Source organism: Rufibacter glacialis (genome assembly GCF_008271745.1).
Lineage (GTDB): Bacteria > Bacteroidota > Bacteroidia > Cytophagales > Hymenobacteraceae > Nibribacter > Nibribacter glacialis.
The window spans coordinates 236,568-260,600 of record NZ_VKKZ01000023.1; the positions used below are offsets into that span (position 1 = coordinate 236,568).

Sequence of the window (24,033 nt, forward strand, 5' to 3'; positions counted from 1 at the left end):
CGTAAGGGAGGACACTTAGGAGTATCCCTGATTTATCGAACCAAATAAAGATTCTACCTCGCCTTCTGCCTTGAAGGCAATAGCTTTTTTAACCTTTGAATCTTTTTTTAGAGAAAGCCCAAGCCTGTTTCCAGTCGTTATTCCCTAAAACCAACAGGAGAACAGATTTCTAGCCCCCAAGCGACCAATTTCAGCTTATTTTCCTAAAAGGATACAATTTTCAGGGAGCCCCAAAAGTCGGCCTGGGAGGGGAAGATGCCTTTGATAAGGTATGGCAGTTGCGCCATACTATACTTCAATGAGGGAACTTCTAAGGAGGGGGGCAGACCGTTAGATAATCTTTTAGATGAAGGATGCCCTGAAACGTCCCCTCCTTTGATGAAGGATAGGCAAATGCAATAGATGGCCTTAACTATTCACTCTTTTGTTTAGGGCCTAAAAATGAAAAAAGAAGTGGAAACGGAAATTCACCGTTTCACCACTCGCTGCTGCTTCACCAGAGGGTTCAGGTTTTGCTAACGCCTATTGCAGGGCTGGTTTTCTGAAAGCAAGCCTAAAACCATTCGAATCCTCTTGTTACCTCTGCTCTGCTACTTCCCCGGTGTATTCCCATTCCTCCACGCGGTCTTCTTCAAAGTAATACACCACGCAGGTGATCTTGCTGAAGACTAGTTCTCGAAACAGTGCGGCATAGGAGTTCAGGTTCTCTACGAATTCTGGTTTGCCAGGAGGCAGTTTGTAGTCAATGAGTGTGACATCGCCCGTTTCCCCGAACACGATGCGGTCTGGTTTGTAGCGGTTGGTGCGCACGTCCAGCACTTCGCGCTCGTTCTCCACCGTTACAGACCGGTTGAAGTACCGCTGCATTTGCGGGTGATGCACTACGTGGTCCACCATCTGGGTGAGGGTGGGTAATTCGCGCTGGCTGATGATGCCCTGGTGCACCAGCTGGCGCAAGGCCTTGGGCATATCTTGGGCGTAGGTGATGCGGGCCAGCGCGTAATGCAACTTGCGGTTCCAACGGCGGTGTTCCTGCTGGGTCTCAAAGTCAAACACGTTGTTGGCGTGCTGCTTCAGTTTCAGGTTCTTGGCCCAATCAGCGGAGGTGAATTTATCCAGCACGTACACTTCCTCTGTCACGGGTTTGTGGCTCACCGCCTGGGTGGGGCCCTTGGCCAATTGGTAACAAAGGGTGGCTTCCTGCCAAACCCCTTTATTGACTAAAAACTGCTGAAGCCAATAACTCACGTTCTTCTGCGCGCCGCCCTTCTTGAAATCCTGGGCCTTGGCTATGAGGTACAGCCGGTCCACGGGGCGGGTAAGGGCCACGTACAGCATGTTGAGGTTCTCAATAAAAGTCTTCTCCAGCTTTTGCGTGTACTGTTGGTGCAAAGCCGTCTGTTCCAGCTTCTTGTTCAGGGTCACCACGGCCGTCCGTAATTTAGAGTCGCCCGAGATAGAGGCGGGGAGGGTGCCCCAGAGGAGGGTAGAGGTCTGCGGTTCCAGGCTCCAGTCACAGAAGGGCACAATCACCACCGGGTAATCCAGCCCTTTGCTCTTGTGGATGCTGGTGATGGTGATGGCGTCGCGGTCTTTAGGGGTGTTGATGCTCAGGTATTCCTTGTGCAGGTCCCAGTACTCCAGGAAATTGTTGAGGTTGTTGCTGTACTTGAGGGTGTATTCCAACACCAGGTCCAGGAACCGGAACAGGTACTCACACTCGTTGTTCTTGCCCAGCAGGTCAAATACCCTGATCAGCTTCTCGGTGAGTTCATAGAGCGAGAGGTTACCGGCGTCACGGTACGCCAGGTCAAACCCTTGCTGCTGCAGAAACCCAAAGAAGGGATCAACCGAAGGAGTGGTGGCCAATCCTGCTATGCGGGCGGTGGTGGCCCCGTCCGGTAGTTCCTGGTGCACCACTTTGTAGACCAGGTACAAGGCCTGGGACCGGGCCAGGCTGTTGGCCGGTTGGTTCAGGAGCCGGAAGAAGGCGATGATCAGGTTAATAACCTCGGCAAACTGCAGGGAAAGGGAATCCTGCGAGATGATATCGAATTTCTTCTGCTTCAGGAAATTCGCCACCAGTTTGCTGTTGCGGTTCGTGCGGCTCAGGACAGCGATGTCCCGAGGGGCGTACCCATCTGCTAAGGCCTGCTGTACCATCTGCAGCACCAGTTGCAGCGTGCTTTCCTGGTAGGAAAGCAAGTCTTCCGAAGCGTAGCCGGCATAGACCTCCTCTGTTCGGGTGCACTGGTCCAGGTCAAACTTTCTGGGGCTGTCTTCTTCTTTGGTGAACAAGACCTGGAGGTGCGCTAAACCAGTCGCTTTGCCCTCCGGGGCTTTTTGCGCGAAATTCTCGTCATAGATAGCGCCCAGCAACGGGAACTGCGGGTTGGCCTGGCTGATGTACCCGAATAGCTCGTTGTTGAAGGTGATGATCTCCGGTGCACTTCGGTAGTTGGTGTTCAGGTGCTCTGGCGTGAGGGTCCACCGAAGGGTGTCATAGCGCGGGGCCACGTTTTCCTCAAAGCGGGAGTTCTGGTACAGATGATGCGTCTGGTTGCGGTGCAGGTGCAGGATCTGCTCCATTTCGCCGCCGCGCCAGCCATAGATGGCCTGTTTGGCGTCACCCACCACCATGTTGAAGTTATCGCCGGCCAGGGCGTTCTCCACCAGAGGCAGCAGGTTGTTCCACTGCAGCACAGACGTGTCCTGGAATTCGTCAATGAGGATGTGCTGGTACCGTTCGCCTAGTCTTTCATAGATGAAGGGAATGGGTTCCTGCAGCACAATGTCGGTGATGCGCTTGTTGAATTCCGAGATGTGCACCAGGTTCTTGTCCACCTTGATTTCCTGGATGCAGCGTTCCAACTCACTCAGCACACTCAACTTATAAAGGTGCGGCAGCATAGCCGAAATCAGGAGGTGGTTCTGGGTCTCGCGCTCTTTCAGGTCTTCAATGGCCCGGTAAATCTCTGCCAGCCTGCCTTTGATCTGGTCCAGGCTTACTTTGGCGCCGGTACTGGCCTTGCCGCTGGGCCATTTGTCGTCAGAGACCGTCTTGGCGGCGTTGCTGTTAGCGGTGGTGATGTCAAAGGACGCGTTCCATTTCCGGAAGTAGGAGTAGATGCCGTTCTTGCCGTAGGATATTTCCTCGGGCAGGATGTGGTGCTGGTCTATCAGGTCAGCGGCTTCTTTGGCCAGGGCCTGGATCTGTTTTTCTACCGTCTGCTTCTGGGCGTACAGGTCTTGCCGTATCTTCTTGAAATCTTGGAGGGTAAGGGTGCCTATGTCGAGCAGGTGTTCATAGGTTTGTTCATTGAGCAGGTGCCGGGCAAACTCCGCGAGTTCCTCCGGTAGGTTGTTCCAGCTTTTGCCTTCCTCGGCTTTTTCCAGGGCGTACTGTTGCAATGTTTCGGCCAGGAGCCGGTTCTCCGCCTGCGTGTTCACCTTGTTCAGCAGCAGACTCACGGCGGTGCTCAGGAGGGTCTGCGCGTCCATGTCTACCTCAAAATTGTGGGGTAGCTTCAACTCCGTAGTGAATGCCCTTACCACCCGGTTTACGAAGGAGTCAATAGTACTTACCGCAAACTCTGAGTAATGGAACAGCAGATGGTCAAACACCCGCGCCGCCCGTACGCGCAATTGGGCTTCTGTCAGGTTAGGTTGTTCGTATTCATCCTTGATTTCATTTAATATGTTAAGCAGTAAAGCGTCACTTTTTCTTTTCTCCTTCTCTTGCAGGCCCTGTTCATTGAAACTGCGCAAGGCCCCCAGAATACGGGTCTTCATCTCCTGCGCCGCATCATTGGTGAAGGTGATGGCCAGAATGTTCTTGTAGTAAGACACGTCCTCGCTCTGAAGCGCCAGTTTCAGATATTCTTTGGTGAGCTGGAAGGTTTTGCCCGAGCCGGCAGAGGAGGAGTAGATTTTAAAGGAAGCAGGCACTTTGAAGAATTAAAAAGTGGGAATCAAGAAACTGGCAGAGCCGGGGGATCAACACCCTTCGAATTTAAGCTGTTTTGACGAAAATAAGCAAAAAACGGAACTTTGGGCCACAGTTTATTTTACCATAGACCTACTTTTTATTATGTGGGGCCTCCTCCTAAACTAACCATTTTTCTCCCGTTGGCTTTCCTTTTAAGATTTTATAAGTTCCAGTGAAAAGAGGGCATAATCGCTGGCTACCCACTTCGCTTAGAGACAGGATTACCTTTGATAGGAAAAGGATGGAAAACTTGGGACTTCATCAAGATGAGAGAGGGTGCAGAATCCTCGTCCTCAGATATAAAACTGGGTTCTTACTTTAGTAGGTGTCTTTTTGATTAAGAGGTTCCGGTCTTTTCTATTTTCACTCAACCCGGAAGCGGTTAGGAAAGCCCCAGGTTTATAAGCTTTTCAGGATTAGTGCCTCACAAAATAGAATTTAAAAGCATTTGCCCTAAAAAGGAGCAAATAAACCGAAACCAGGGTACAGGAACCCGGAGAAAGAAGGCAGCTAAAACCCTATGACAGTTCCTCCTAAAGAAGAGACCATAAGGGGAGGGATTATTCTTAACCACGATTTAAAGGTGTTTCCTGAAAATAAGGCAAAACAGGTGATGGAAGTGACAAGACGTAATGATATTAATTAAAAAAGGTTATAAGTTGAAATTAAGAAGGACGCTGTTGCCGGTTTCTGGTATATATTAGGAACCTACTATTATTTTACGTACCTTTGCCCCACAATACACGCCGAGACTTCGTTGGTCTCATTTTTTGGCATTAAGGCACTTCTCAAGCAAACCTCTGTGTGGAATTCTCCGCAACGAAATCTTGATAAATGACGAATACCCTAGGGCAGGTGTATTGTCTTTATAAAACACTATCAAAAATTAATGGAAAGAATTAAATTCCAGGAGCTTCCGTTGTCGGAAGAAATCCAGCGCGCTATCGTGGACTTAGGCTACGAAGAAGCTTCTCCTATTCAGACTGCTGCCATTCCTGTGTTATTGGAAGGCCGTGACGTAATCGGACAAGCCCAAACCGGTACCGGCAAGACTGCCGCCTTCGCTATCCCAACTATTGAGGGAATTGACCCCAACAACCGCGAAGTACAAGCCCTTATCCTGTGCCCAACCCGTGAGTTGGCCATTCAGGTATCAGAAGAGATTCAGAAACTTGTTAAATACAAAAGAGGCATCAGCGTAGTGCCTATCTATGGTGGTCAGCCCTATGAACGCCAGTTACGCGCCCTTAAGCAAGGGGTACAGATCGTGATCGGGACCCCTGGCCGCGTGATGGACCACATTGAAAGAGGCACCCTTCGTCTGGAAACCACCAAAACCATCATCTTAGATGAGGCCGACGAAATGTTGGACATGGGTTTCAGAGAAGACATTGAGTTTGTCTTGACCAAGATGCCTGAAGACCGCCAGACGGTATTCTTCTCGGCTACCATGAGCAAGCCCATCATGGAGCTGACGCGCAAGTACCAGACCAATCCTGAGATTGTGAAGGTAACGCAGCAGCAGCTGACCGTGAACAACATTGAGCAGATCTACTTTGAAGTACGCAGCGGCGGCAAGATGGAAGTAACCACTCGCCTGATTGACATGTACAATTTCAAGGTGGTGATCATCTTCTGTAACACCAAGCGCATGGTAGATGAGCTGGTAAGCAACCTTCAAGCCCGTGGCTACTTCGCTGACGGTTTGCATGGTGACCTGAACCAGAACCAGCGTACCAACGTGATGAATAAATTCAAAGCCGGTACCCTGGAGATTTTGGTAGCGACAGACGTAGCTGCCCGTGGTATTGACGTGGACAACGTGGAAGCGGTGATCAACTATGACCTGCCACAGGACGATGAAAGCTACGTGCACCGTATTGGCCGTACAGGCCGCGCCGGCAAATCAGGGAAAGCCTTCTCGTTTGTAGCCGGACGTGATTTGTACAAGCTGCGGGACATTGAGCGTTTCACCAAAGCGAAAATCATCCGTCAGAACGTACCTACCTATGAAGATGTGGCCGAAGTTCGTACCACGTTGGTATTAGACCAGGTAAAAGAAGTGATCGCCAAAGGCGGACTTTCTAAGCACATTTTGAAGATTGAGCGTTTGGTGGACCAGGATCTTACTACCATGGACATTGCCGCGGCTTTGTTGAAAATGGTGATGAAAGATTCTAAAGCCAAAGAAAAGAGTGCCGAAGCCGGTGAGGCCAAAGGTGGCCCTAAAGTTGGTTTCGACCGTCTTTTCGTGACCTTAGGCAAAAAAGACCGTCTGCACCCCAAAGACCTGGTAGATATCCTGACCAACAGCACCAGCATACCGGGTGGCAAAGTAGGCGATATTGACCTGTATGACCGGTTCAGCTTCATTGAAGTACCTACCGAGTACACCGCTGAGATCCTGGAGCAACTGTCAGTGACGGAAATCAACGGCATGACCGTGAAATTCCAGAAGGCAGAGAAGAAAAACATGGACCCTGCCGAAGGCGGCCGTGAGTTGCAGGAACTGGAAGACCGCCCTAGAAAGAAATTCTATGACGGACCGTTCAACAACAACCGGGGCGGTGGCGACAGAGACCGTGGCGGTGATCGCGGTGGCAGCAGAGGCGGCTACGGTGGAGACCGTGGTGGCGACAGAGGCGGCCGTTCTTACGGCGGTGGCGACAGAGACCGTGGTGGTGACCGTGGAGGCAGAAGCTTCGGCGGTGGCGACCGTGGCGGCAGAAGCTACGGCGGCGGCGGAGACCGTGACCGTGGTGGCAGCACTGGCGGCGGCGGCTTCAGAGAAAGAAAGAGAAGAGATTTCTAATTTATTTTTCAAATAGCATAACCCTTTCAAAACACCCTCCGTATACCCGAGGGACAGAGCTTAAAAGTTAATAAAGGGTTTAGTATCTGTTTTAAAAAATCGCGGTCCAGAAGAGACCGCGATTTTTTTTTTGTGCCTGTTTTATCCGAATCAAATCTTCAAAAGGGCGATTGTATAAGTTAGCACTACTTACTAATGGCTTGTACCTTCTATTCTAAAGCAACTGTTTCTGAAGCTGGCTGGGCTGGATCGGTAATATTTCAGGGTTAAGACATGGAAGGGGAAAGGGCGTTTCTATTGATTTGAGTGATGGCTACCCAAAGGCCATAAGGTTACTAGTCTAATTTTGTTGCCCGATTTTGCTGCGGGACGTCGGGGGCATTCACAGGTTTATTGGTAAGGCAGGTCCAAGTTAGAAACTTGAACCATGGGTGGATTTTGTTTGAAAGGACTATCTATGCCGTCATGCTTTCTCCACCTCCTTTCTGTAAACTAGGTCCCAAACGCAATACCGGCGTTCCTTCTCCCTCAGGGAGAAGGTTAGGATGAGGGCAATTTTGCCTACTGGATAAGCTTTACCCTGGAACCACCGCTGCCCCTCACCCTTACCCTCTCCCAGGGGGAGAGGGAATTCCTGTTATTACGCCTTTTCCCCTTTCTTTAGCTTCTTCCCTTAAGTAAGGGATTAAATCAGCGCCATAGGAAGGGAGCTTAGCGCCTTAGGAGCCAAGACCTCACAGGTTTTCAAAACCTGTGAGGTCTATTACAATTCCCCACGCATCGCCTATTCCAGCCTTTCGCTTGAGCGCCTAGCACTCGACCGCCCCTGAGCGAAGCGAAGTGGGTGGAGTAGAGGGCACAGCGCGAAGGCGGAAGGCGGGGCCTCGCGGCCGTGAGCGCTTACCGCCGGAAATGAAAAGAGCCGCTTATGGATCAATGCTAGAAACGGAAATGCCAAGGGAATAGCAAAAGGCGTGCACAAAGATTCATTCTAGAATCACCGCTAGAAGCTGACCAGCCAAGAAATCTGCAAAAGCCATCCACAAAACACACCTTCGCCCATTAAGCGAAGCCCTATAGGCTTACCTTTCCTCCGCCATCGCCTTCCCGGCTAAATATCCCCCGGTCCAGGCCGCTTGAAAGTTAAATCCTCCGGTGATACCGTCTATGTCCACCACCTCGCCGGCGAAGAACAAGCCCGGTACCAGGCGGCTTTCCATCCGTTCTAAGTGCAGTTCGTCTAGTTTGATGCCTCCGCAGGTGACAAACTCCTCTTTGAAGGTAGTCTTGCCTTTCATCTCAAAGGGCGTGCGCAGCAATAGCTCTATTAGCTTGTTCTGGGCCTTGCCCGGCATTTCGGCCCATTTCACCTGTTCAGGAACTTCTGATAGAACGCACAACCGTTGCCAAAGCCGAGTGGGGAGTTGGTAAAGGGGATTGGTGAAGACGGTTCTGCGGGGCGAAAGCTGCCGCTGCTGGAGGATCTGTTGCCGAACCTGCTCTTCCGTCGCCCCCGGCACCCAATTCACCAGGGCGGTGCCGGTATAGGACAACCCGTGCATGAGCCTCGCGCCCCAGGCGGAGAAACGCAACACGGCGGGGCCGCTTAAGCCCCAATGCGTGATGAGCAAAGGACCCTCGGTCTCTAGCTTCTGGCCCGTCAGTTTCACCTTCGCCTTCGGTACCGAAACGCCTAACAAATCCTTGAAGGGCGAGGTAGGAACATTCAAGGTGAACAGGGAAGGGACGGGCGGTTCAATGGTGTGGCCCAAGGCCTGCAGCCATTGGTACCCCTCAGGTTTAGGGCTGCCCCCGGTGCTCACCAATACTTTGGCGGCTTCCAGAGTAGACCCGTTGCTCAAGACCAGTTTAAACCTTCGGGAAGAGGAGGCAGGTTCCTGTATTTCCAGAGAATTCACCCCAAGGCTGGTATGGATCTGCACCCCGGCCTGGCGGGCGGCTTGCAATAAACTGTCTACAATGGTTTCAGAGGTATTAGACTGCGGGAACATCCGTCCATCGGGCTCCGCCTTCAGTTTCACCCCGCGCTGCTCAAACCAATTTACCGTGTCCTGGGCGCCAAATAGCGGGAGAAGTTTCTTCAGCGCCTTCTGCCCGCGGGGATAATGGTGCGAAAAAGCCAAAGGCTGAAAGCAGGCATGCGTCACGTTGCAGCGCCCGCCTCCAGAAACCCGTACTTTCGACAGTAGTTTGGAGGTTTTCTCCAGCAACACCACCTTCAGCTTGGGGTTCGCTTCGGCACAGGTGATGGCCCCAAAGAATCCGGCGGCTCCACCTCCAATAATCACGACGGTCTCTTGCATCTGTTTCTGCTATGAATCTGCAAAAATACGCAAAAAACAGAAGGTTTCTGAGGGAGAGGCCACTCTTAAAAGTGGGGTGAAGACAGGCACAGGAGCGGGTCTGGGAACTGAAAGGAGTAGTTCAACTCCTGGGTGATCAGGTCACTGTTGATGGACTTAAACTTCGCTTCCCCTTCAGCGGCAAAAGAAGGGGGCGTGAGTTGCAGGGACCGGGCCGCCCGCTCATAGAAATTTTTTTTGGTGGGATGCTCCGGCGCACAGGCATTGAACGTGAAGCCCCATTTCTCCTGGTGAAGAATCTCTTTCAGCAGTTCTACGCAATCTGCCAGATGAATCATATTAACCGGGGCCTGGGGTTGCGGCACCTCGGTTTTGCCCGCCAGAAACCGGCCTGGATGGCGGTTGCCGCCCATCAATCCGCCGAAGCGGACAATGGTGCAGTTCCCGTTCGTGGCCTGCTGTACCAGGTGCTCACAACGCAAAAGCAAAGAGGTAGCCTCTGGGTTAGGGAGGGCATCTTCTTCCGTTACTTCCCGGTTCAGGTCTGGGTAAACGGAGGTGGAGGAAACAAATAAAACGCCTTGCACACGAGGAGGAAGAGCCTTCAGTACCCTTTGAAGCAAGGCCTCATAAGTGCTTGAAGAAGAAGAGGATCTGGAAGGGGGGAGGTTGAAGACCAGGTAATCTGAGTCAAGGAACTGGGCCAAGGCCGATTCCGGGGCATTTTCTGGGAAAGAAAGCAAAAATGGCTCAATGCCATTGTTCTGGAGGAGTTCTAGCTTCTGAGAGGTGGTGGTGGATCCTTTCACTAGGAACTCCTCTTGCGCCAGTTCCTGGGCCAGCGGCAAGCCCAGCCAGCCGCAGCCTAACACGCTGATTGTTTTCTTCCTCATAGGCGCAAAGAACGGGTTTAATACCATTTGCTGCAACAAAAGGCCCGGCATTGGGTTCTAAGCAAACATGGAGACACCACGCGTACAGGTTGCCGTCATCGGGTCAGGGTTTGGGGGACTGACCGCCGCCGCGCTGCTGGCCAAAGCCGGGTTGCAGGTGGCGGTGCTGGAACAGAACAACTACCCGGGCGGTTGCGCTTCTTCCTATAAACGGAAAGGGTTTTGGTTTGAGACCGGTGCCACCACCCTGGTGGGTCTGGACCAGGACATGCCGCTCCGGTACCTGCTGGACAAGACGGGCATCCAGTTGCCAGTGCTTTTACTGGAAACACCCATGCAGGTGCGGCTTCTGGACGGAACCTTGGTCACCCGCTACCCCACGCTGGCCGCCTGGGTTGCCGAGGCGGAGTGGGTTTTCGGGAAAGAAGGGCAGCAAGGATTTTGGGAAGCCTGTTATGACCTCAGCCTGAAAGTTTGGCGCACGTCGGTGCGGCAATTGTCTTTCCCTTTCAGTTCCTTGTCTGATGTATGGGAGGCTCTCAAGGCCACCCGGATAGAGCAGGTGGGGCTGGTGCCGAAGGCGTTCATCACCATGAAAGATTTGCTGCAACGTCATGGGCTGCTCACGAATGAACGGTTTGTGGCCTTCGTTGACCAACAGTTGCTGATCACGGCGCAGAATGACCATACCCAGGTAAATGCCCTTTTTGGGGCCACAGCGCTTTGTTACACCCTCTTTGGGAATTACTACGTGCCAGGCGGTCTGCGGCAATTGGGGGAGCAGGTGGCCACGTACCTGGAGGAACAAGGAAGCCAGATGATGTACCGCCGTTTGGTAAAAGAGATACAACCGGCCCCTGAAGGCGGCTATAGAGTTCTGACCGACAAAGGCGAGGTGCACGCGGATTATGTGGTGTGCGGGCTGCCGTTGAACAACGTGGTTTCCTTGTTTCAGGACCAGGCGGTGCAGAAGAAGTTGGCCAACTACCTTTTACCTGCCCACCAGGTAAACGGGGCTTTGACCTGGGGGATTGTGTTTGAGCGGTCTGCCACCACCCCTACGGTGCTGCACCACCAGATACATGTGCCGGGCGGGGTGCCTTTCCTCAAAAGCGAAAGCATCTTTATCAGCTTGAGTCACCCTGAGGACCAGCAGCGGGCGCCCATCGGCACCTGTGTAGCCTCGGTGAGCACGCATGTCAGGAACCCCAAAGACACATGGGTGGAGCAGAAGAAAGAGCTGGAGAAGTGGGTGTTGGAGTTTTTAGCGGACCGAGGCTTCTTTGAGCCTACCCAGGTGCAGTTTGTGCAGGCGGCCACCCCAGGTGCTTGGCTGGAATGGACGGGGCGGGAATGGGGGCAGGTAGGCGGGTATCCGCAATACCAGCACATCAAACCCTGGCAGATGAAGGATGCCCGGTTAGACGGCGAAGGTGCCTACCTCTGTGGTGATACCGTCTATCCGGGTCAGGGAATACCGGGCGTGTGCCTAAGTGGGATCATCGCGGCGCATAAATTGCTGCGCGATCATTTCCCAAGCCAACATAAATCTTTGGTGGCTTGATTCTTTTCATGGGTGAAAGGAAACGGTTCCCATTATGTTAGCTACAGTAACGTTTGCGCAAAGGGAACCCGCTTCTTTGAGCTTGGGTGCTAAGGAAAAGAGCCTCTTTTGCTGTAGAAACCCTTGGCCGTTGTATCTCTAGGAGTTTTTAGGTTATTTTTAGAGAAATTGCTACTTCAGGAAACTACAACAAGAAATAAGACTTTACACTTTCACCATACCACTTTGACCATGGCTACTTACACAGAACCAATGCTGCGCGACGGGGCACTGAACGGAAAAACGATTATCATTACCGGCGGGGGAACAGGCCTGGGTAAATCCATGGGCCTGTATTTCTTGCAACTGGGCGCCAATCTTGTGATCACCAGCCGTAAAATGGAAGTGCTGGAGAAAGCTGCCCAGGAAATGGCCCATCAAACCGGTGGTCAGGTACTGCCGGTAGCCTGTGACGTGCGCAAACCCTTAGAGGTGGAAGCCATGCTACAAGCCACCTTAGACCGTTTTGGGGCCGTGCATGGCTTGCTGAACAATGCCGCGGGAAACTTTATCAGCCCCACCGAACGGCTTTCGCCCAAAGCATTTGACGTAATCGTGGACATTGTGCTCAAAGGTAGCTATAACTGCACCCTTACCCTGGGCAAGCATTGGATTGACCTGCAGCAGCCCGGCACCATCCTCAACATTGTCACCACCTACGCCTGGACTGGTTCCGGCTATGTGGTTCCCTCGGCCACGGCCAAGGCCGGCGTGTTGGCCATGACCCGGTCCCTGGCAGCCGAATGGGCCAAATACGGTATCCGGTCCAATGCCATTGCGCCGGGTCCTTTCCCTACGGAAGGCGCCTGGAGCCGCCTTTTCCCGGAGGCCCTAGCGAAGAAATTAGATCCTTTGAACCGGATTCCTTTGAAACGCTACGGCGAACACCAGGAACTAGCCAACCTGGCAGCCTACCTTATTTCAGATTATTCTGCTTATGTGAACGGTGAGGTGGTTACGATAGACGGGGGTGAGTGGCTGTACGGCGGCGGCGAGTTCAATTACCTGGACCAGGTGCCGCATGAGATGTGGGATACCATTGAAGACATGGTTCGTGGCAAGAAACCCAAACAGGCGGAATAGGCAACTGCCAATGCGGCCACCCATAGAAGCCTTTCATCGCTAAAAATCGGCCTTTCGATTATGGTCTGAAGTTTTTAGGCCTGAAGGAGCGGCAAAAAAAGAAGCCCGGAACATTTCCGGGCTTCTTTGATGAAAACAGAAGGCAATGGCCTTATTCTGCTTCCACTTTGATTTTGGTGTTTTTCTTGTTTTTCTTGATTTTAAGCTCCGGCTGTTTCTTGCTGGCAGAGGGGGCTGGGGTCTGAGGACCGTTGTTCACCAGGGTCATCTCCTTTACAAGGTGGCCGGCTCCGGCAAACTTGTCCACGATGAACAGGAAATAGCGGGCGTCCATGCTGATATTGCGCACCCGGTCAGGGTCATACATGATATCAGACATAGTGCCTTCCCAATTACGGTCAAAGTTGGTGCCTATGAGCTCCCCGCGGGCATTGATCACCGGTGAGCCAGAGTTACCGCCCGTGGTGTGGTTAGAGGCGATAAACGCCACCGGCATTTTGCCATTCACGCCGTAGGGACCATAATCTTTCTTCTGGTAGAGCTCCTTCAGTTTAGCAGGTACCTTGTAATCTGGGATGGAAGGGTCTTCCTTCTCCATGATGCCTTCCAGGGTGGTGTAGTAGTCGTACGTCACGCCGTCAACGGGTTTGTAGGTATCTACCTGCCCAAAGGAAACCCGAAGGGTAGAGTTAGCATCTGGGTAGAACTTCTTGTCTTTCTGCATCTCGCGCAGTCCTTGCAGATAGGTGCGGTTCAACAAGGTGTTCTGGTCGGTTAGCTGGGTGTACTTTGGTAAAATCTGGCTCTGGTAGATCGCCATGAAGTTGAACATTAACATGATAGCCGGGTCGGCGGTAAGCTTTGCTTTAAGGGCGGCAGGGTCCAGTTGCAGCAGGTTTTGTACTTTCTGCTCAGACACCAGGTTGGTGTTGGCGTATAGATTATCCGCGAAGGCGGCCCAGTTTCCCTTGTGGTTTTTGGCCACTACCCCAAAAGCAGCGGGGTGCAGAGATGGATCCAGGTCTTTGGCGTACAGCTCCATCAGGGCCGCAAATACTTTTTTATCAGTTGGCAGGTTGTAATTCTTGAAGAACCCAGGGGCTGATTCCTGCAGGCGCTTGGTAAGGGCCTGTACGTCGGCGGCAGAGCCGTTGGTTTGGAGCAGGTCCGCCAGCCGGACGAAGTTTTGGGCGTAGTTCAATAATTCCACCCCTAAAACGGCTTCCATGTAGTAGTCACGACCCAGGGTGAGGTTCTGGCCTAATTGGGCGTAGTTCTGCTCAAACTGCCCCAGAACCTGGCCATAGGTATTTTTGCGGCCGGTTTCCTGGGCTACCCACTGCGAAAATTGACGCTCCAGTGCCTGTTTTTTGGCAATGGCGTCTAATTTCTTGAGGCCCCGCATCTCGCCAATCCATTTCTTGTGGGCATTGCTCACGCTGGCGTATTTAGCGGCATATTGGATGCGCACCTTGGGGTCAGCTTTCATGTCCTGGTCCAGGATGCCCAATTTCACAGTCCTGATTTTCACCTTGGCAGGGTCAGAGACTTCGGCAATCTCACGGACCGCCTGCGAAGGAAGGTACTCTGTGGTTCTACCCGGAAACCCGAACACCATGGTGAAATCACCCTGCTGGATGCCCGCCAGGGAAATAGGCAGGTGGTGCTTGGGCACGTACGGCTTGTTGTCAGGGGAATAGGCCGCCGGCTTGTTGTCTGGCCCGGCGTAAATGCGGAACAGGGCAAAGTCACCGGTGTGGCGCGGCCACATCCAGTTGTCGGTGTCGCCGCCGAATTTCCCGATGCTTTCGGGCGGAGCCCCTACCAGCCGGATGTCTTTGAACGTCTCGGTCACATACATGTAATACTCGTTGCCGTAGAAGAATGGGCGGATGATGGCCTCATAGTGCGTGCCGGTAGTGGTTTGGGCCTGCACTTTCTTGATGTTGGCCTGCACCAGCTTCTCGCGTTCGGCTTCCGGCAAACCGGCTGGCACATCTCCCAGAATCTGCTTGGTCACGTCTTCCATGCGCACAATAAAGGTGGCGGAGAGGCCGGGATTGGGTTTCTCCTCCTGGCGAGTCATGGCCCAGAACCCGTTGGTGAGGTAATCGTTCTCTACCGAGCTGTGCGATTGGATCTGGCCGTAGCCGCAGTGGTGGTTCGTGAGCAGCAAGCCTTGGTTGGAGATGATCTCGCCGGTGCAGCCGCCCCCAAACTGGACGATGGCGTCTTTGAGGCTGGATTTGTTGATGCTGTAAATGTCTTCGGCGGACAGGCGCATGCCCTTTTTCTGCATGTCGGCTTCATTCAGTTGCTTGAGCAACATAGGAAGCCACATGCCCTCGTCAGCGGAGGCAGAAAAAGAACTTAGAGCCAGCAACACCCAAAGGCAGAGTTGTTTGCGGTTAAACATAGGTTCGTTTAAGTGGTGAATTTTCCAAAATTAACAATTATCTGCTTCTCATGGGGTTTTGCGTACCATCGGCGATCAGCAGAAGAGAAGAAATGAGAGCTTCCCGCGCAGCCAGAGCAGAAAAAGAAAACCCCGTTTAGGGCCTTGTTTTATTAAACCAGGCCCTAAACGGGGTAAAGGAGAGGGGCTCTTCCAGGACTAGGAATGCCCTACGGCCACTGAGCTTTCTTCCCACAGCTGGAATTTTTGCAGCTCATCCTGGAAGGCCGTGATAAACCAGGCCATGAGGCTAAGGTCATCGGCAAAGCCGATGATGGGGATGAAGTCTGGGATCAGGTCCAGAGGCGTGACCAGGTACAAAAGCACGGCCACCCCCAGCAGCAGCGATTTGGTTTCCACTTGCCGGTAGGCGCCGCTGTAGTAGGCTTTCACCAGCCTGATGAGCCGGAACATAAGGTCCTTTATCTGGTTCACGCCGCTTTCATTGCTGTTGGCGTCTGTGAGTCTTTCATAGGCGGTAGTCAGGAGCAATCCTATTTTAACTGGTTTTTTCATGATGCCCGAGGCCCGGGAGACCATAAAGTTGAAAAAAGCATTCTTAGAGAGTTGCAACCCTTTTTCTGAGAGTGTGGTCATATACAGCAGTAGTTAAGGCTTAAAACATGCTGCGTATACGCAGGTAACCGGCAGGGGGATGTCTTGCCCTTTTTAAGGCTGGTTTAGGTAAAACAAGGCTAAAACAACATATCCTTTACTTTTTAATAGATAAAGTTATATATTTAGAAAGGCAATCTTCCGGGGTATGCACCAGGGTAGTTTTGGCGGCGATGCCCTCCTTCCCCTGCACCGGAAGAAAGCCAAGATGGGGTACACTCAACTTCTGCCGGCATGAAAAAGTGGTTTTATTTTGTTGTCACGTGTGGCTTCTTATTAGGGGCTTCCACTACCCAGGCCCAGATCAAAACCTGGCCGTTGGTGAACCTGTTTTTCAAGAATCAGTTTGACCGGGCCGGGAGCCACCATGGCCGCTGGGTCTTTTTGACCGATGCCGTGGGGGACAAGGAGCAGATGACCACCAAGGGCCGGTACAAGCATGGGTACATGGTAGGGAAATGGAAAACCTTCTCCGCCGATAAGAAGCTACGGAAGCTGGAAATCTGCCGGCTAGACGGAGGCAAAAACATTCTGGAGACCCTTGAATTCCACCCCAATGGGCAAGTGCATAAAAAAGGAATCGCGGTGTTGGACCGTACCGGCAAGACACCCCGCTTTTTCCTGAAAGATGAATGGGTGTATTACCAGCCCAACGGGGACCTTGATAAGAAAGTGGTTTTTGAAGACGGCTGGGGCGTGCAGACTACCTATGCAGACGGCACCGTCAACCATACTCCGCCTCCTCCCAAACCACAGGTGCTAAAATTAGGGGAAAAACTGGGAGGCGGAAAATACAGGAGCGGCACCAAAATGATGCGGAAAGGAGAGGAGGTAATCCTCATTGAGTACCATGAGAACGGAGATAGTACCGTGCGGGTAATGCCCAAGAAGGTAAATTAGCCTTCAGGTATTCGTGCCATTTGATCATAAAGTACTTTAGTCATAAACATCTTTAAACTAAAAAGTTACCAATACCTTATTCATTTTCTCTTTCAATCAATACCTGATCTTCCACTGGCCACACCTGGTCCTTTTAGCTTATGAAAAGATTTCTACTTCTGAGTGTCCTTTGCTGCTTTCTCTCTTCGACCCACGGCCAAAAACTTCTGATCACTCCCTATGTGCTGGGCCTGATAGATGATTACAACGGAAGAACGTGGTGGAAGGACAACCCCACTGAAAGCCCCGTCCTGGACAAGTTCCATTCCACAGAAACGATTTTGGTCAACTACCTGGATTCCCTTATCAAGGAAACCAATAAGCGCACCTATGACAAAGTGCAGATCTCCATTGAGAAGTGGGAGAAACCCAATTGTTTTTACTGCCCTGAGTTCAAACGGATTGTTTCTCCTAAGCTGGTGGAGCAAGTACACGCCGCGTATTCGTTCAAGTGGAACAAGGAGGTGGATGAAAAGGGGTACAAGCAACTGGTGGGGCTCTTGAAACCAAAGTTTTTTGAAGAAAACCAGGAGCGGTATTCTTTTCTAGCCGGCGCTTACGTACGGTACGGATACCGCGATAACGAGAAATATACCATAAAGCTGGAAGCAACGGGCAGCAAGTTCAACGCCATCATCAGGGAACTGAAGGCGCTGCGGTGCGAGATTGTGGCGGTGGACCTGAAGGAAAACGCCCCTTATCTGCAGCAGATCACCTTTGTTCCTACCCCAGAACTAAAATTCTACCTGGACAAGCAGGAAAGGATGCTGTCAGACATCTTGACCCGGAAAGAAAAGTTTGCGCGGGAGAAAAAGCAGAACCAGGAAGGCAAAGACCTGTTTTCCACCACTCCTGACCAATAACGTTAAATCGGCCGGTCAGGGACCCATAAAGGAGCCGGTAGTTGTAAAAGAAGGCAAGTCTTCCGACCTTGGTGCTGGTCTTAAAACTGTCTTGCTATGATTCCAAAGCCTCAGCCCTCTGAATACAATGCCTATTATGAGAAATATGTGCAGAGCATCCCAGACCAGGCAGATGTGCTGGAGGTACTGCAGAAGCAACGGTATGATGTACTGCAACTATTTGGCCGGGTAAGTGAGAACGAAGCTGACTTCGCCTATGCACCGGGCAAGTGGTCCATTAAAGAGGTGCTGGGGCACATGAATGACACGGAGCGCATCATGGCGTACCGGGCCTTGTGCATTGCCCGGGGGGAGCAGAATTCTTTGCCGGGCTTTGACGAAAACGACTACGTGGCCCATGCTTTCTTTCATGAACGTACCCTGGCTGGCTTGTTGGAAGAACACAAGGTAGTGCGCGAAGCCACCATCGCCTTGTTTGATTCCATGGCCCCGGCCGCTTACCCCAGACTTGGCAACGCCAACGGAAGCCCCGTTTCGGTAGCAGCCCTGGCTTTCATCATTGCCGGCCATGAGCGCCACCACCTCAATATCCTGAAAGAGCGTTACCTGGTGAAGTTGTAGTTGATTGTTAGTTGCTAATTGTTAATTGTTAATTGTTCTTTCGGGAGGTACTTCCTAAAATCAGAATCCCTTTCAGGGCCGTTTTTTCAAAACGGCCCTGAAAGGGATTCTGATTTTAGGAACAATTGACAATTAACAATCATCAATCAACCCCTAAAGCAACTCATTGGCCAAGTTGGCTAATTCTGAGCGTTCGCCCCGTTGTAGCGTCACGTGCGCGTAAAGTGGGTGGTTCTTGACCTTGTCAATGAGGTAAGACAGGCCGTTGCTTTGGGTGTCCAGATAAGGGGTGTCAATCTGGTAGATATCACCGGTGAAGATGATCTTGGTGTTTTCGCCGGCCCTGGAGATGATGGTCTTTATTTCATGCGGCGTCAGGTTTTGGGCTTCGTCCACGATAAAGATGATGTTGGAGAGGCTTCTGCCCCTGATGTAGGCCAGGGGCGTGATCACGAGCCGGTCATCTTCCACCATTTCCTTGATGCGGTTGCTTTCCTTGCTGTGCTCCGGGAACTGGTTTTGGATAAACTTGAGGTTGTCCCACAGGGGCTCCATGTAGGGCCCAATCTTGGAGTTCACATCGCCGGGAAGAAAGCCCAGGTCGCGGTTACTGAGTGGGATGATGGGGCGGGCCAGGTAAATCTGGCGGTAGGTCTCGCGCTGCTCCAGGGCCCCGGCCAGAGCCAGCAAGGTTTTCCCTGTGCCAGCTACCCCCTGGATGGAGACCAGTTTTATGTCGGGGTGCAGGATGGCGTGCAGGGCAAACGTCTGCTCAGCGTTGCGGGGCTTTATACCTACCGCGTGGGGCTTGTCTACCCGTTCCAGAATTCGTTCCTGGGGGTTATAATAGGCTAAGGCAGAAGATTTATTGCTTTTCAGGATAAAGTAATGGTTGTCTGAAGGCGGGTTGGGCATGGCTTCCTCTACGGGGCACTCTCCCTTATCATAGAGTTTGGTAATCACCGCCTGCGGAATGTCTTCCACCAGGTCATTGCCCCGGTACAGGTTGGTCACATTCTGGATCTTGCCGGTCTCATAATCCTCTGCCGACAGGTTGAGCGCCCGGGCCTTGAGCCGCAGGTTGATGTCTTTTGTCACCAGGGTCACGCGGTGGTCCGGCATCTCGTGTTGCAGCGACAGGGTGGCATTCAGGATTTTATGGTCGGCTTTGTCTTCATTGAAGATCTTCTCCGCGTCTATGGGCGAGCCGTTTCCCATAAGCACCTTGAAACGCCCTTTATTAGACCCTGCCAACGGAATCCAAGTCTGCAGCATGTGTTCCGCGGAAAGATTGTCAATGTAGCGGATGAATTCCCGGGCCTCAAAGTTCTTGATGTCGTTTCCCTTTTTGAAGTTGTCCAGTTCTTCCAGCACCGTGATGGGGATGGCCACATCATGCTCTCCAAAATGCTCCACGGCGCTGTGGTCATACAGAATCACGGAGGTATCCAGCACAAAGGCCTTTTTTACTTTTTGCGCCTCAGTGGTAGCCTTGGCTGCACGCTTACGGGGTTTGGTTGTTGTCTGCACACGAAAGGGGTTAGAGGGTGAACATTTTCCTCCGGTTAGAGGCGCATCATAAATACCTAAGATGGCAATTATTTCGTTTTAAAGTATAATTAGAAGGCATTATATTTTAGGTGTCCGCCTTCTCCTTTTTCCTGTCATTAACCTCGTACGCTATGGCCTGGTCTACTACAAAGAGCACCCACCACCGGAGAGGATGGTTTATTCTGATACTGGCGCTATTCCTGCTGGCGGCACCAGCACAGGCCTGGCCTTGGCAATGGAACCGCTTTGACAAGAAACAACTGAAGAACGGCCGGTGGCGCGTGTACCACGATGCAGACGCCAAGGTGATCCATTACGTGGGCAGGTACCGGCACGGAAAAGAGGTAGGGGCCTGGAAAACCTTCACCCCAGACGGCAGACTGTATTTCACAGAGCGCATCCGCCGCCGGAAACAGAACATCAAAACCGTGTATTACCACCCCAACGGCCAAGTCTCGCATAAAGGCACTGCTTTTTTAAAAGACGCCGAAAACGGTGGGGTTCATTTCTATTGGGAGGGAGACTGGGAGTATTTTGATGAGGTTGGTCGCCCACTGGGCGTGAAGACTTTTGTGAAAGGGACTCCCACCACCAGAGATCCGGTTCTAAAGACTAATTAAAGCCACTTGAGTACTAGTAACAGATAGAAAAGGATGTTTTACCGGCCTTTTCTCAAAAGAAGGCTAAAAACCAGTAAGGGATATAAAAGAGAAGGTCAGGCGGTTAAGCCTGACCTTCTCTTTTATATTTGATAAGTAACTAAGCAAGCGATTGACTAGCGCTCATTGATAGCGGAATAGTCGCGCTCAGTTTCACCGGTGTACACTTGGCGCGGACGACCGATGGGCTCTTTGGCTTCGCGCATCTCTTTCCACTGGGCAATCCAGCCTGGGAGACGGCCCAAGGCGAACATCACGGTGAACATCTCCGTCGGGATGCCGATGGCGCGGTAAATGATGCCGGAGTAGAAGTCTACGTTCGGGTACAGCTTGCGCTCCACAAAATAAGGATCTGTCAAGGCGGCTTGCTCCAGTTCCATGGCAATGTTCAGGATGGGGTCATTGATGCCCAAGGCTGTCAGCACCTCATCAGCGGTTTTCTTGATGATGGTAGCGCGCGGGTCAAAGTTCTTGTACACCCGGTGCCCGAAGCCCATGAGACGGAACGGATCGTTCTTGTCTTTCGCTTTCTCAATGTATTTCTTGGAATCACCACCGTCTGCTTTGATGGCTTCCAGCATCTCAATCACGGCTTGGTTGGCACCGCCGTGCAACGGGCCCCAAAGGGCGCTGATACCGGCAGAAACCGAAGAATAAAGGCTGGCGTGGGCTGAACCTACTAAACGCACAGTAGAGGTAGAGCAGTTCTGCTCATGGTCTGCGTGCAGGATCAACAGCTTGTTCAACGCATCTACCACCACTGGGTTCACCTCATACTCCTCAGTAGGGTAGGCGAACATCATGTGCAGGAAGTTAGAGCAGTAGTCCAGTTTGTTCTTTGGGTAATTCACTGGGTGCCCCATCGAGTTCTTGTAAGACCAGGCGGCAATGGTGGAAAGCTTGGCCATCAACCGGATGATGGAAAGATCTACCTCTTCCTTGGTCTGGTTTGATTTAAGAGACTCGGGGTAGAAAGCAGTAAGGGAGCTCACCAATGCAGAAAGAATACCCATGGGATGGGCAGCGGAAGGGAAACCGTCCAGGATCTTCCGCATGTCTTCGTTCACCAGCGTGTGGATCTTGATTTCGTTTGCGAAGAAGTCTAATTCCGTTTGGGTGGGAAGCTTGCCATAGATCAATAAATACGCAACCTCAATAAAAGAAGATTTCTCTGCCAACTGCTCTATCGGGTACCCTCTGTACCGTAAAATACCTTCCTCGCCGTCCAGGAACGTGATGGCGCTTTCAGTAGCCCCTGTATTCTTGTAGCCCGAGTCTAGGGTTATATAACCGGTTTGCGCGCGTAAAGCATTGATATCAATGGCTTTCTCGTTCTCAGCACCCGTTACAACCGGAAACTGGTACGATTTGCCCTCTAGAATTAGTTCAGCAAAATCAGACATATTACTTCTTTAAGTGAGTGTTTAGTTAGGGTATGACGCCTTGCGGCGAAGTTAGCCAAAAGCGATTTAAAATGAAAAGTGTTATGCAGAACCTACTTGTTCCAGTATTCCCTCTATTGCGCAGGTTTTGCCTAAAAAGTTGCGCATACCCCTTTTGTTTCTTTTCTGAGTACAAACCAGAAGGGGCATAGAAGGCAGGAGCAGGGGATTCAGGCGTTATAAGTCTTACTAAGGAAAATGAAAAACCGGGCAAATTTCCTGCCTGAAGAGGAAGCGTTTCTTTTCATTTTTTCCAGGATTAGCTGGCGCTTCCCGCTTTAAACAGGGGGGCTGTACCTTTATGGTATTGCAAAAATGGTAAACAAACAACAGTTAGGAAAATTTCATTGCCAAAAATTCAAAGAAAAGTTATTATACAAGAAATATTTAAAAAAATAGCTGATATAATAAAAATTTATTAAATATTAATAAAATGCTTTGAAGATATGACAATAATAAGTATGATTGGATTAGAAGTTCGTTTTCTCACCAATCACTTATACACAAAAGTAAGATGGAAGTACAAGACCAAACTGCTCTGGTTACGCAGGATTCGCTTCGCCGGATTTTCGTGACAGATGCTGAGGTGCCGGCGCCTTACGCGCTGGCCGGGGAGCTGCACCAGCGGGAGTACCTCTCCAATGGGTTCATGAAGGAATGGTCGGGACCGGTGCACGAGGTGTACTCCCCGGTAGCCTTGGCCCAACCCAACGGGATTTATGCCCGCAAACTTATTGGCACCTACCCCGTGTGTACGGAGAAAGAGGCCTTGGAGGCACTGGATGCAGCCGTGGCAGCCTACAGCGACGGCCGGGGCGCCTGGCCTACCATGGGCGTAGACGGCCGCATCCGGTGTGTAGAGCACTTCACCCAGAAGATGATCGGGCAGAAAGAGGCCGTGGTGAAGCTGATCATGTGGGAGATTGGCAAATCCTACGCTGACTCGGTAAAGGAATTTGACCGCACCGTGGAGTACATTTACGCCACCATTGACGCGCTAAAGAACCTGGACCGCCAGTCCTCCCGCTTTGAGATAGAGCAGGGTATTGTGGCGCAGGTACGCCGCTCGCCGTTGGGCGTGGTCTTGTGCATGGGCCCTTTCAACTATCCGCTCAACGAGACTTTCACCACGTTGATCCCGGCGCTCATCATGGGCAACACCATCCTCTTCAAGCCACCCAAGCACGGCACCTTGCTGTTTTATCCTTTATTAGAGGCGTTCAGAGACAGTTTCCCCGAGGGAGTGGTGAACACCATCTACGGCCGTGGTCACGCCATTGTGCCGGCCTTGATGAAAAGCGGACAGATCAACGTGCTCACTCTCATTGGCTCCAGCAAGGTGGCCAACGAATTGAAAAAGCTGCACCCCAAGGTGAACCGTTTGCGGGCCATTCTGGGATTAGACGCCAAAAACGCCGCCATCATCACCCCACACGCCGACCTGAAGCTCTCAGTGGAGGAGACGGTGCTGGGTTCCCTATCTTTCAACGGCCAGCGCTGCACCGCCCTCAAGATCATCTTCGTGCACCGCAGCAAGGTAGAGGCTTTCCTGGAGCATCTCACAGAGGCAGTAGCCAAACTAAAATACGGCATGCCTTGGGAGAAAGGGGTGACGCTTACGCCGCTGCCTGAACCTCACAAGCCCGCCTACCTGAAAGAGTGCATTGACGATGCCCTGGCGCACGGAGCAAAAGTGGTGAACCCCGGTGGAGGCACGGCCTTTGAGTCGTTTGTGTACCCGGCCATCCTGTACCCGGTGAACGAGAAAATGAAGCTGTACCGCGAAGAGCAGTTTGGGCCCCTCATCCCGGTAGTAGCCTATGACGATCTGGAGGAGCCGATCCAGTACCTGATTGCTTCCACCCATGGCCAGCAGGTGAGTATCTTCAGCCAGGATGCCTCAGAAGTTGCCTCGCTCATTGACCCGCTGGTGAACCAGGTAAGCCGCGTGAACATCAACTGCCAATGCCAACGCGGACCAGACGCTTTCCCCTTCACCGGCCGCAAAGACAGCGCAGAAGGCACCCTCTCCGTGGTAGATGCCTTGCGCTCGTTCTCCATCCGCTCGCTGGTAGCCACCAAAATGAACGAGAACAACAAGCAGTTACTGAACCAGATCATCTCTGAAGAAAAATCAACGTTCCTAAGCACCAAGTTTATTTTTTAGGAGTGTTTTCCAGAAAAC

General features: G+C 51.9%; 16 protein-coding genes. 9 read left to right on the plus strand and 7 right to left on the minus strand.

What is annotated here, in order from left to right:
• Window positions 1-576 precede the first annotated feature (576 nt).
• Window positions 577-3,948, minus strand: a complete 3,372-nt coding sequence (locus FOE74_RS17000) for a UvrD-helicase domain-containing protein (protein WP_149099833.1) — start codon at window positions 3,946-3,948, stop codon at window positions 577-579.
• A 560-nt stretch (window positions 3,949-4,508) separates the two neighbouring features.
• Between FOE74_RS17000 and FOE74_RS21590 the strand changes: the two genes are divergently transcribed.
• Together FOE74_RS21590 and FOE74_RS17005 are read left to right on the plus strand one after the other, a co-directional pair.
• Complete coding sequence (locus tag FOE74_RS21590) at window positions 4,509-4,634, plus strand: hypothetical protein (protein WP_262713752.1); 126 nt, start codon at window positions 4,509-4,511, stop codon at window positions 4,632-4,634.
• A 243-nt stretch (window positions 4,635-4,877) separates the two neighbouring features.
• Window positions 4,878-6,800 carry a DEAD/DEAH box helicase gene (locus FOE74_RS17005; RefSeq protein ID WP_149099834.1) on the plus strand — a complete coding sequence of 641 codons (1,923 nt, stop codon included), beginning with the start codon at window positions 4,878-4,880 and terminating at the stop codon, window positions 6,798-6,800.
• 1,082 nt (window positions 6,801-7,882) lie between these two features.
• Here FOE74_RS17005 and FOE74_RS17010 read toward each other — a convergent pair.
• A complete protein-coding gene (locus tag FOE74_RS17010) occupies window positions 7,883-9,124 on the minus strand; it encodes a BaiN/RdsA family NAD(P)/FAD-dependent oxidoreductase (protein ID WP_149099835.1) in 1,242 nt (413 codons plus the stop codon).
• 65 nt (window positions 9,125-9,189) lie between these two features.
• Window positions 9,190-10,017, minus strand: a complete 828-nt coding sequence (locus tag FOE74_RS17015; protein ID WP_149099836.1) for an SDR family oxidoreductase — start codon at window positions 10,015-10,017, stop codon at window positions 9,190-9,192.
• A 67-nt stretch (window positions 10,018-10,084) separates the two neighbouring features.
• Between FOE74_RS17015 and FOE74_RS17020 the strand changes: the two genes are divergently transcribed.
• Together FOE74_RS17020 and FOE74_RS17025 are read left to right on the plus strand one after the other, a co-directional pair.
• Window positions 10,085-11,581: a phytoene desaturase family protein gene (locus FOE74_RS17020; protein ID WP_149099837.1), complete on the plus strand. Its 1,497-nt coding sequence runs from the start codon at window positions 10,085-10,087 to the stop codon at window positions 11,579-11,581.
• A 231-nt stretch (window positions 11,582-11,812) separates the two neighbouring features.
• Window positions 11,813-12,703 carry an SDR family oxidoreductase gene (locus FOE74_RS17025; protein ID WP_225840862.1) on the plus strand — a complete coding sequence of 297 codons (891 nt, stop codon included), beginning with the start codon at window positions 11,813-11,815 and terminating at the stop codon, window positions 12,701-12,703.
• Between the two features lie 151 nt (window positions 12,704-12,854).
• Here the strand turns inward: FOE74_RS17025 and FOE74_RS17030 are convergent, their stop codons facing one another.
• Together FOE74_RS17030 and FOE74_RS17035 are read right to left on the minus strand one after the other, a co-directional pair.
• Window positions 12,855-15,119, minus strand: a complete 2,265-nt coding sequence (locus tag FOE74_RS17030) for a S46 family peptidase (RefSeq protein ID WP_149099838.1) — start codon at window positions 15,117-15,119, stop codon at window positions 12,855-12,857.
• Between the two features lie 198 nt (window positions 15,120-15,317).
• Complete coding sequence (locus FOE74_RS17035; RefSeq protein WP_149099839.1) at window positions 15,318-15,755, minus strand: YkvA family protein; 438 nt, start codon at window positions 15,753-15,755, stop codon at window positions 15,318-15,320.
• A gap of 252 nt (window positions 15,756-16,007) precedes the next feature.
• On the opposite strand from FOE74_RS17035, the gene FOE74_RS17040 reads away from it, so the two are divergent.
• From FOE74_RS17040 to FOE74_RS17050, 3 genes are all read left to right on the plus strand, one after another.
• Window positions 16,008-16,673, plus strand: a complete 666-nt coding sequence (locus FOE74_RS17040) for a toxin-antitoxin system YwqK family antitoxin (protein WP_149099840.1) — start codon at window positions 16,008-16,010, stop codon at window positions 16,671-16,673.
• 140 nt (window positions 16,674-16,813) lie between these two features.
• Complete coding sequence (locus FOE74_RS17045) at window positions 16,814-17,575, plus strand: hypothetical protein (protein WP_149099841.1); 762 nt, start codon at window positions 16,814-16,816, stop codon at window positions 17,573-17,575.
• 96 nt (window positions 17,576-17,671) lie between these two features.
• On the plus strand, window positions 17,672-18,196 hold the full coding sequence (locus FOE74_RS17050; protein WP_149099842.1) for a DinB family protein: 525 nt from the start codon (window positions 17,672-17,674) through the stop codon (window positions 18,194-18,196).
• A gap of 153 nt (window positions 18,197-18,349) precedes the next feature.
• Here FOE74_RS17050 and FOE74_RS17055 read toward each other — a convergent pair whose 3' ends face one another.
• Window positions 18,350-19,726 carry a PhoH family protein gene (locus tag FOE74_RS17055; protein ID WP_149099843.1) on the minus strand — a complete coding sequence of 459 codons (1,377 nt, stop codon included), beginning with the start codon at window positions 19,724-19,726 and terminating at the stop codon, window positions 18,350-18,352.
• 152 nt (window positions 19,727-19,878) lie between these two features.
• Here FOE74_RS17055 and FOE74_RS17060 point away from each other — a divergent pair, with 152 nt between their 5' ends.
• Window positions 19,879-20,367 (plus strand): toxin-antitoxin system YwqK family antitoxin, encoded by a 489-nt coding sequence (locus tag FOE74_RS17060; RefSeq protein WP_149099844.1) that lies wholly within the window; start codon window positions 19,879-19,881, stop codon window positions 20,365-20,367.
• Window positions 20,368-20,522: 155 nt separating this feature from the next.
• Here the strand turns inward: FOE74_RS17060 and FOE74_RS17065 are convergent, their stop codons facing one another.
• Window positions 20,523-21,809, minus strand: coding sequence for a citrate synthase (locus tag FOE74_RS17065; RefSeq protein WP_149099845.1), 1,287 nt, complete (start codon window positions 21,807-21,809; stop codon window positions 20,523-20,525).
• Window positions 21,810-22,362: 553 nt separating this feature from the next.
• Between FOE74_RS17065 and FOE74_RS17070 the strand changes: the two genes are divergently transcribed.
• Window positions 22,363-24,015 carry an NADP-dependent glyceraldehyde-3-phosphate dehydrogenase gene (locus FOE74_RS17070; RefSeq protein ID WP_149099846.1) on the plus strand — a complete coding sequence of 551 codons (1,653 nt, stop codon included), beginning with the start codon at window positions 22,363-22,365 and terminating at the stop codon, window positions 24,013-24,015.
• Window positions 24,016-24,033 lie beyond the last annotated feature (18 nt).

What these genes read in the sequence shown, in the direction of transcription:
- FOE74_RS17030 (WP_149099838.1), bottom strand. Translation starts at nt 15,119, where the DNA reads ATGTTTAACCGCAAACAACTCTGCCTTTGGGTGTTGCTGGCTCTAAGT.
- FOE74_RS17020 (WP_149099837.1), top strand. Translation starts at nt 10,085, where the DNA reads ATGGAGACACCACGCGTACAGGTTGCCGTCATCGGGTCAGGGTTTGGG.
- FOE74_RS17050 (WP_149099842.1), top strand. Translation starts at nt 17,672, where the DNA reads ATGATTCCAAAGCCTCAGCCCTCTGAATACAATGCCTATTATGAGAAA.
- FOE74_RS17015 (WP_149099836.1), bottom strand. Translation starts at nt 10,017, where the DNA reads ATGAGGAAGAAAACAATCAGCGTGTTAGGCTGCGGCTGGCTGGGCTTG.
- FOE74_RS17040 (WP_149099840.1), top strand. Translation starts at nt 16,008, where the DNA reads ATGAAAAAGTGGTTTTATTTTGTTGTCACGTGTGGCTTCTTATTAGGG.
- FOE74_RS17065 (WP_149099845.1), bottom strand. Translation starts at nt 21,809, where the DNA reads ATGTCTGATTTTGCTGAACTAATTCTAGAGGGCAAATCGTACCAGTTT.
- FOE74_RS21590 (WP_262713752.1), top strand. Translation starts at nt 4,509, where the DNA reads ATGACAGTTCCTCCTAAAGAAGAGACCATAAGGGGAGGGATTATTCTT.
- FOE74_RS17005 (WP_149099834.1), top strand. Translation starts at nt 4,878, where the DNA reads ATGGAAAGAATTAAATTCCAGGAGCTTCCGTTGTCGGAAGAAATCCAG.
- FOE74_RS17035 (WP_149099839.1), bottom strand. Translation starts at nt 15,755, where the DNA reads ATGACCACACTCTCAGAAAAAGGGTTGCAACTCTCTAAGAATGCTTTT.
- FOE74_RS17045 (WP_149099841.1), top strand. Translation starts at nt 16,814, where the DNA reads ATGAAAAGATTTCTACTTCTGAGTGTCCTTTGCTGCTTTCTCTCTTCG.
- FOE74_RS17070 (WP_149099846.1), top strand. Translation starts at nt 22,363, where the DNA reads ATGGAAGTACAAGACCAAACTGCTCTGGTTACGCAGGATTCGCTTCGC.
- FOE74_RS17025 (WP_225840862.1), top strand. Translation starts at nt 11,813, where the DNA reads ATGGCTACTTACACAGAACCAATGCTGCGCGACGGGGCACTGAACGGA.
- FOE74_RS17060 (WP_149099844.1), top strand. Translation starts at nt 19,879, where the DNA reads ATGGCCTGGTCTACTACAAAGAGCACCCACCACCGGAGAGGATGGTTT.
- FOE74_RS17010 (WP_149099835.1), bottom strand. Translation starts at nt 9,124, where the DNA reads ATGCAAGAGACCGTCGTGATTATTGGAGGTGGAGCCGCCGGATTCTTT.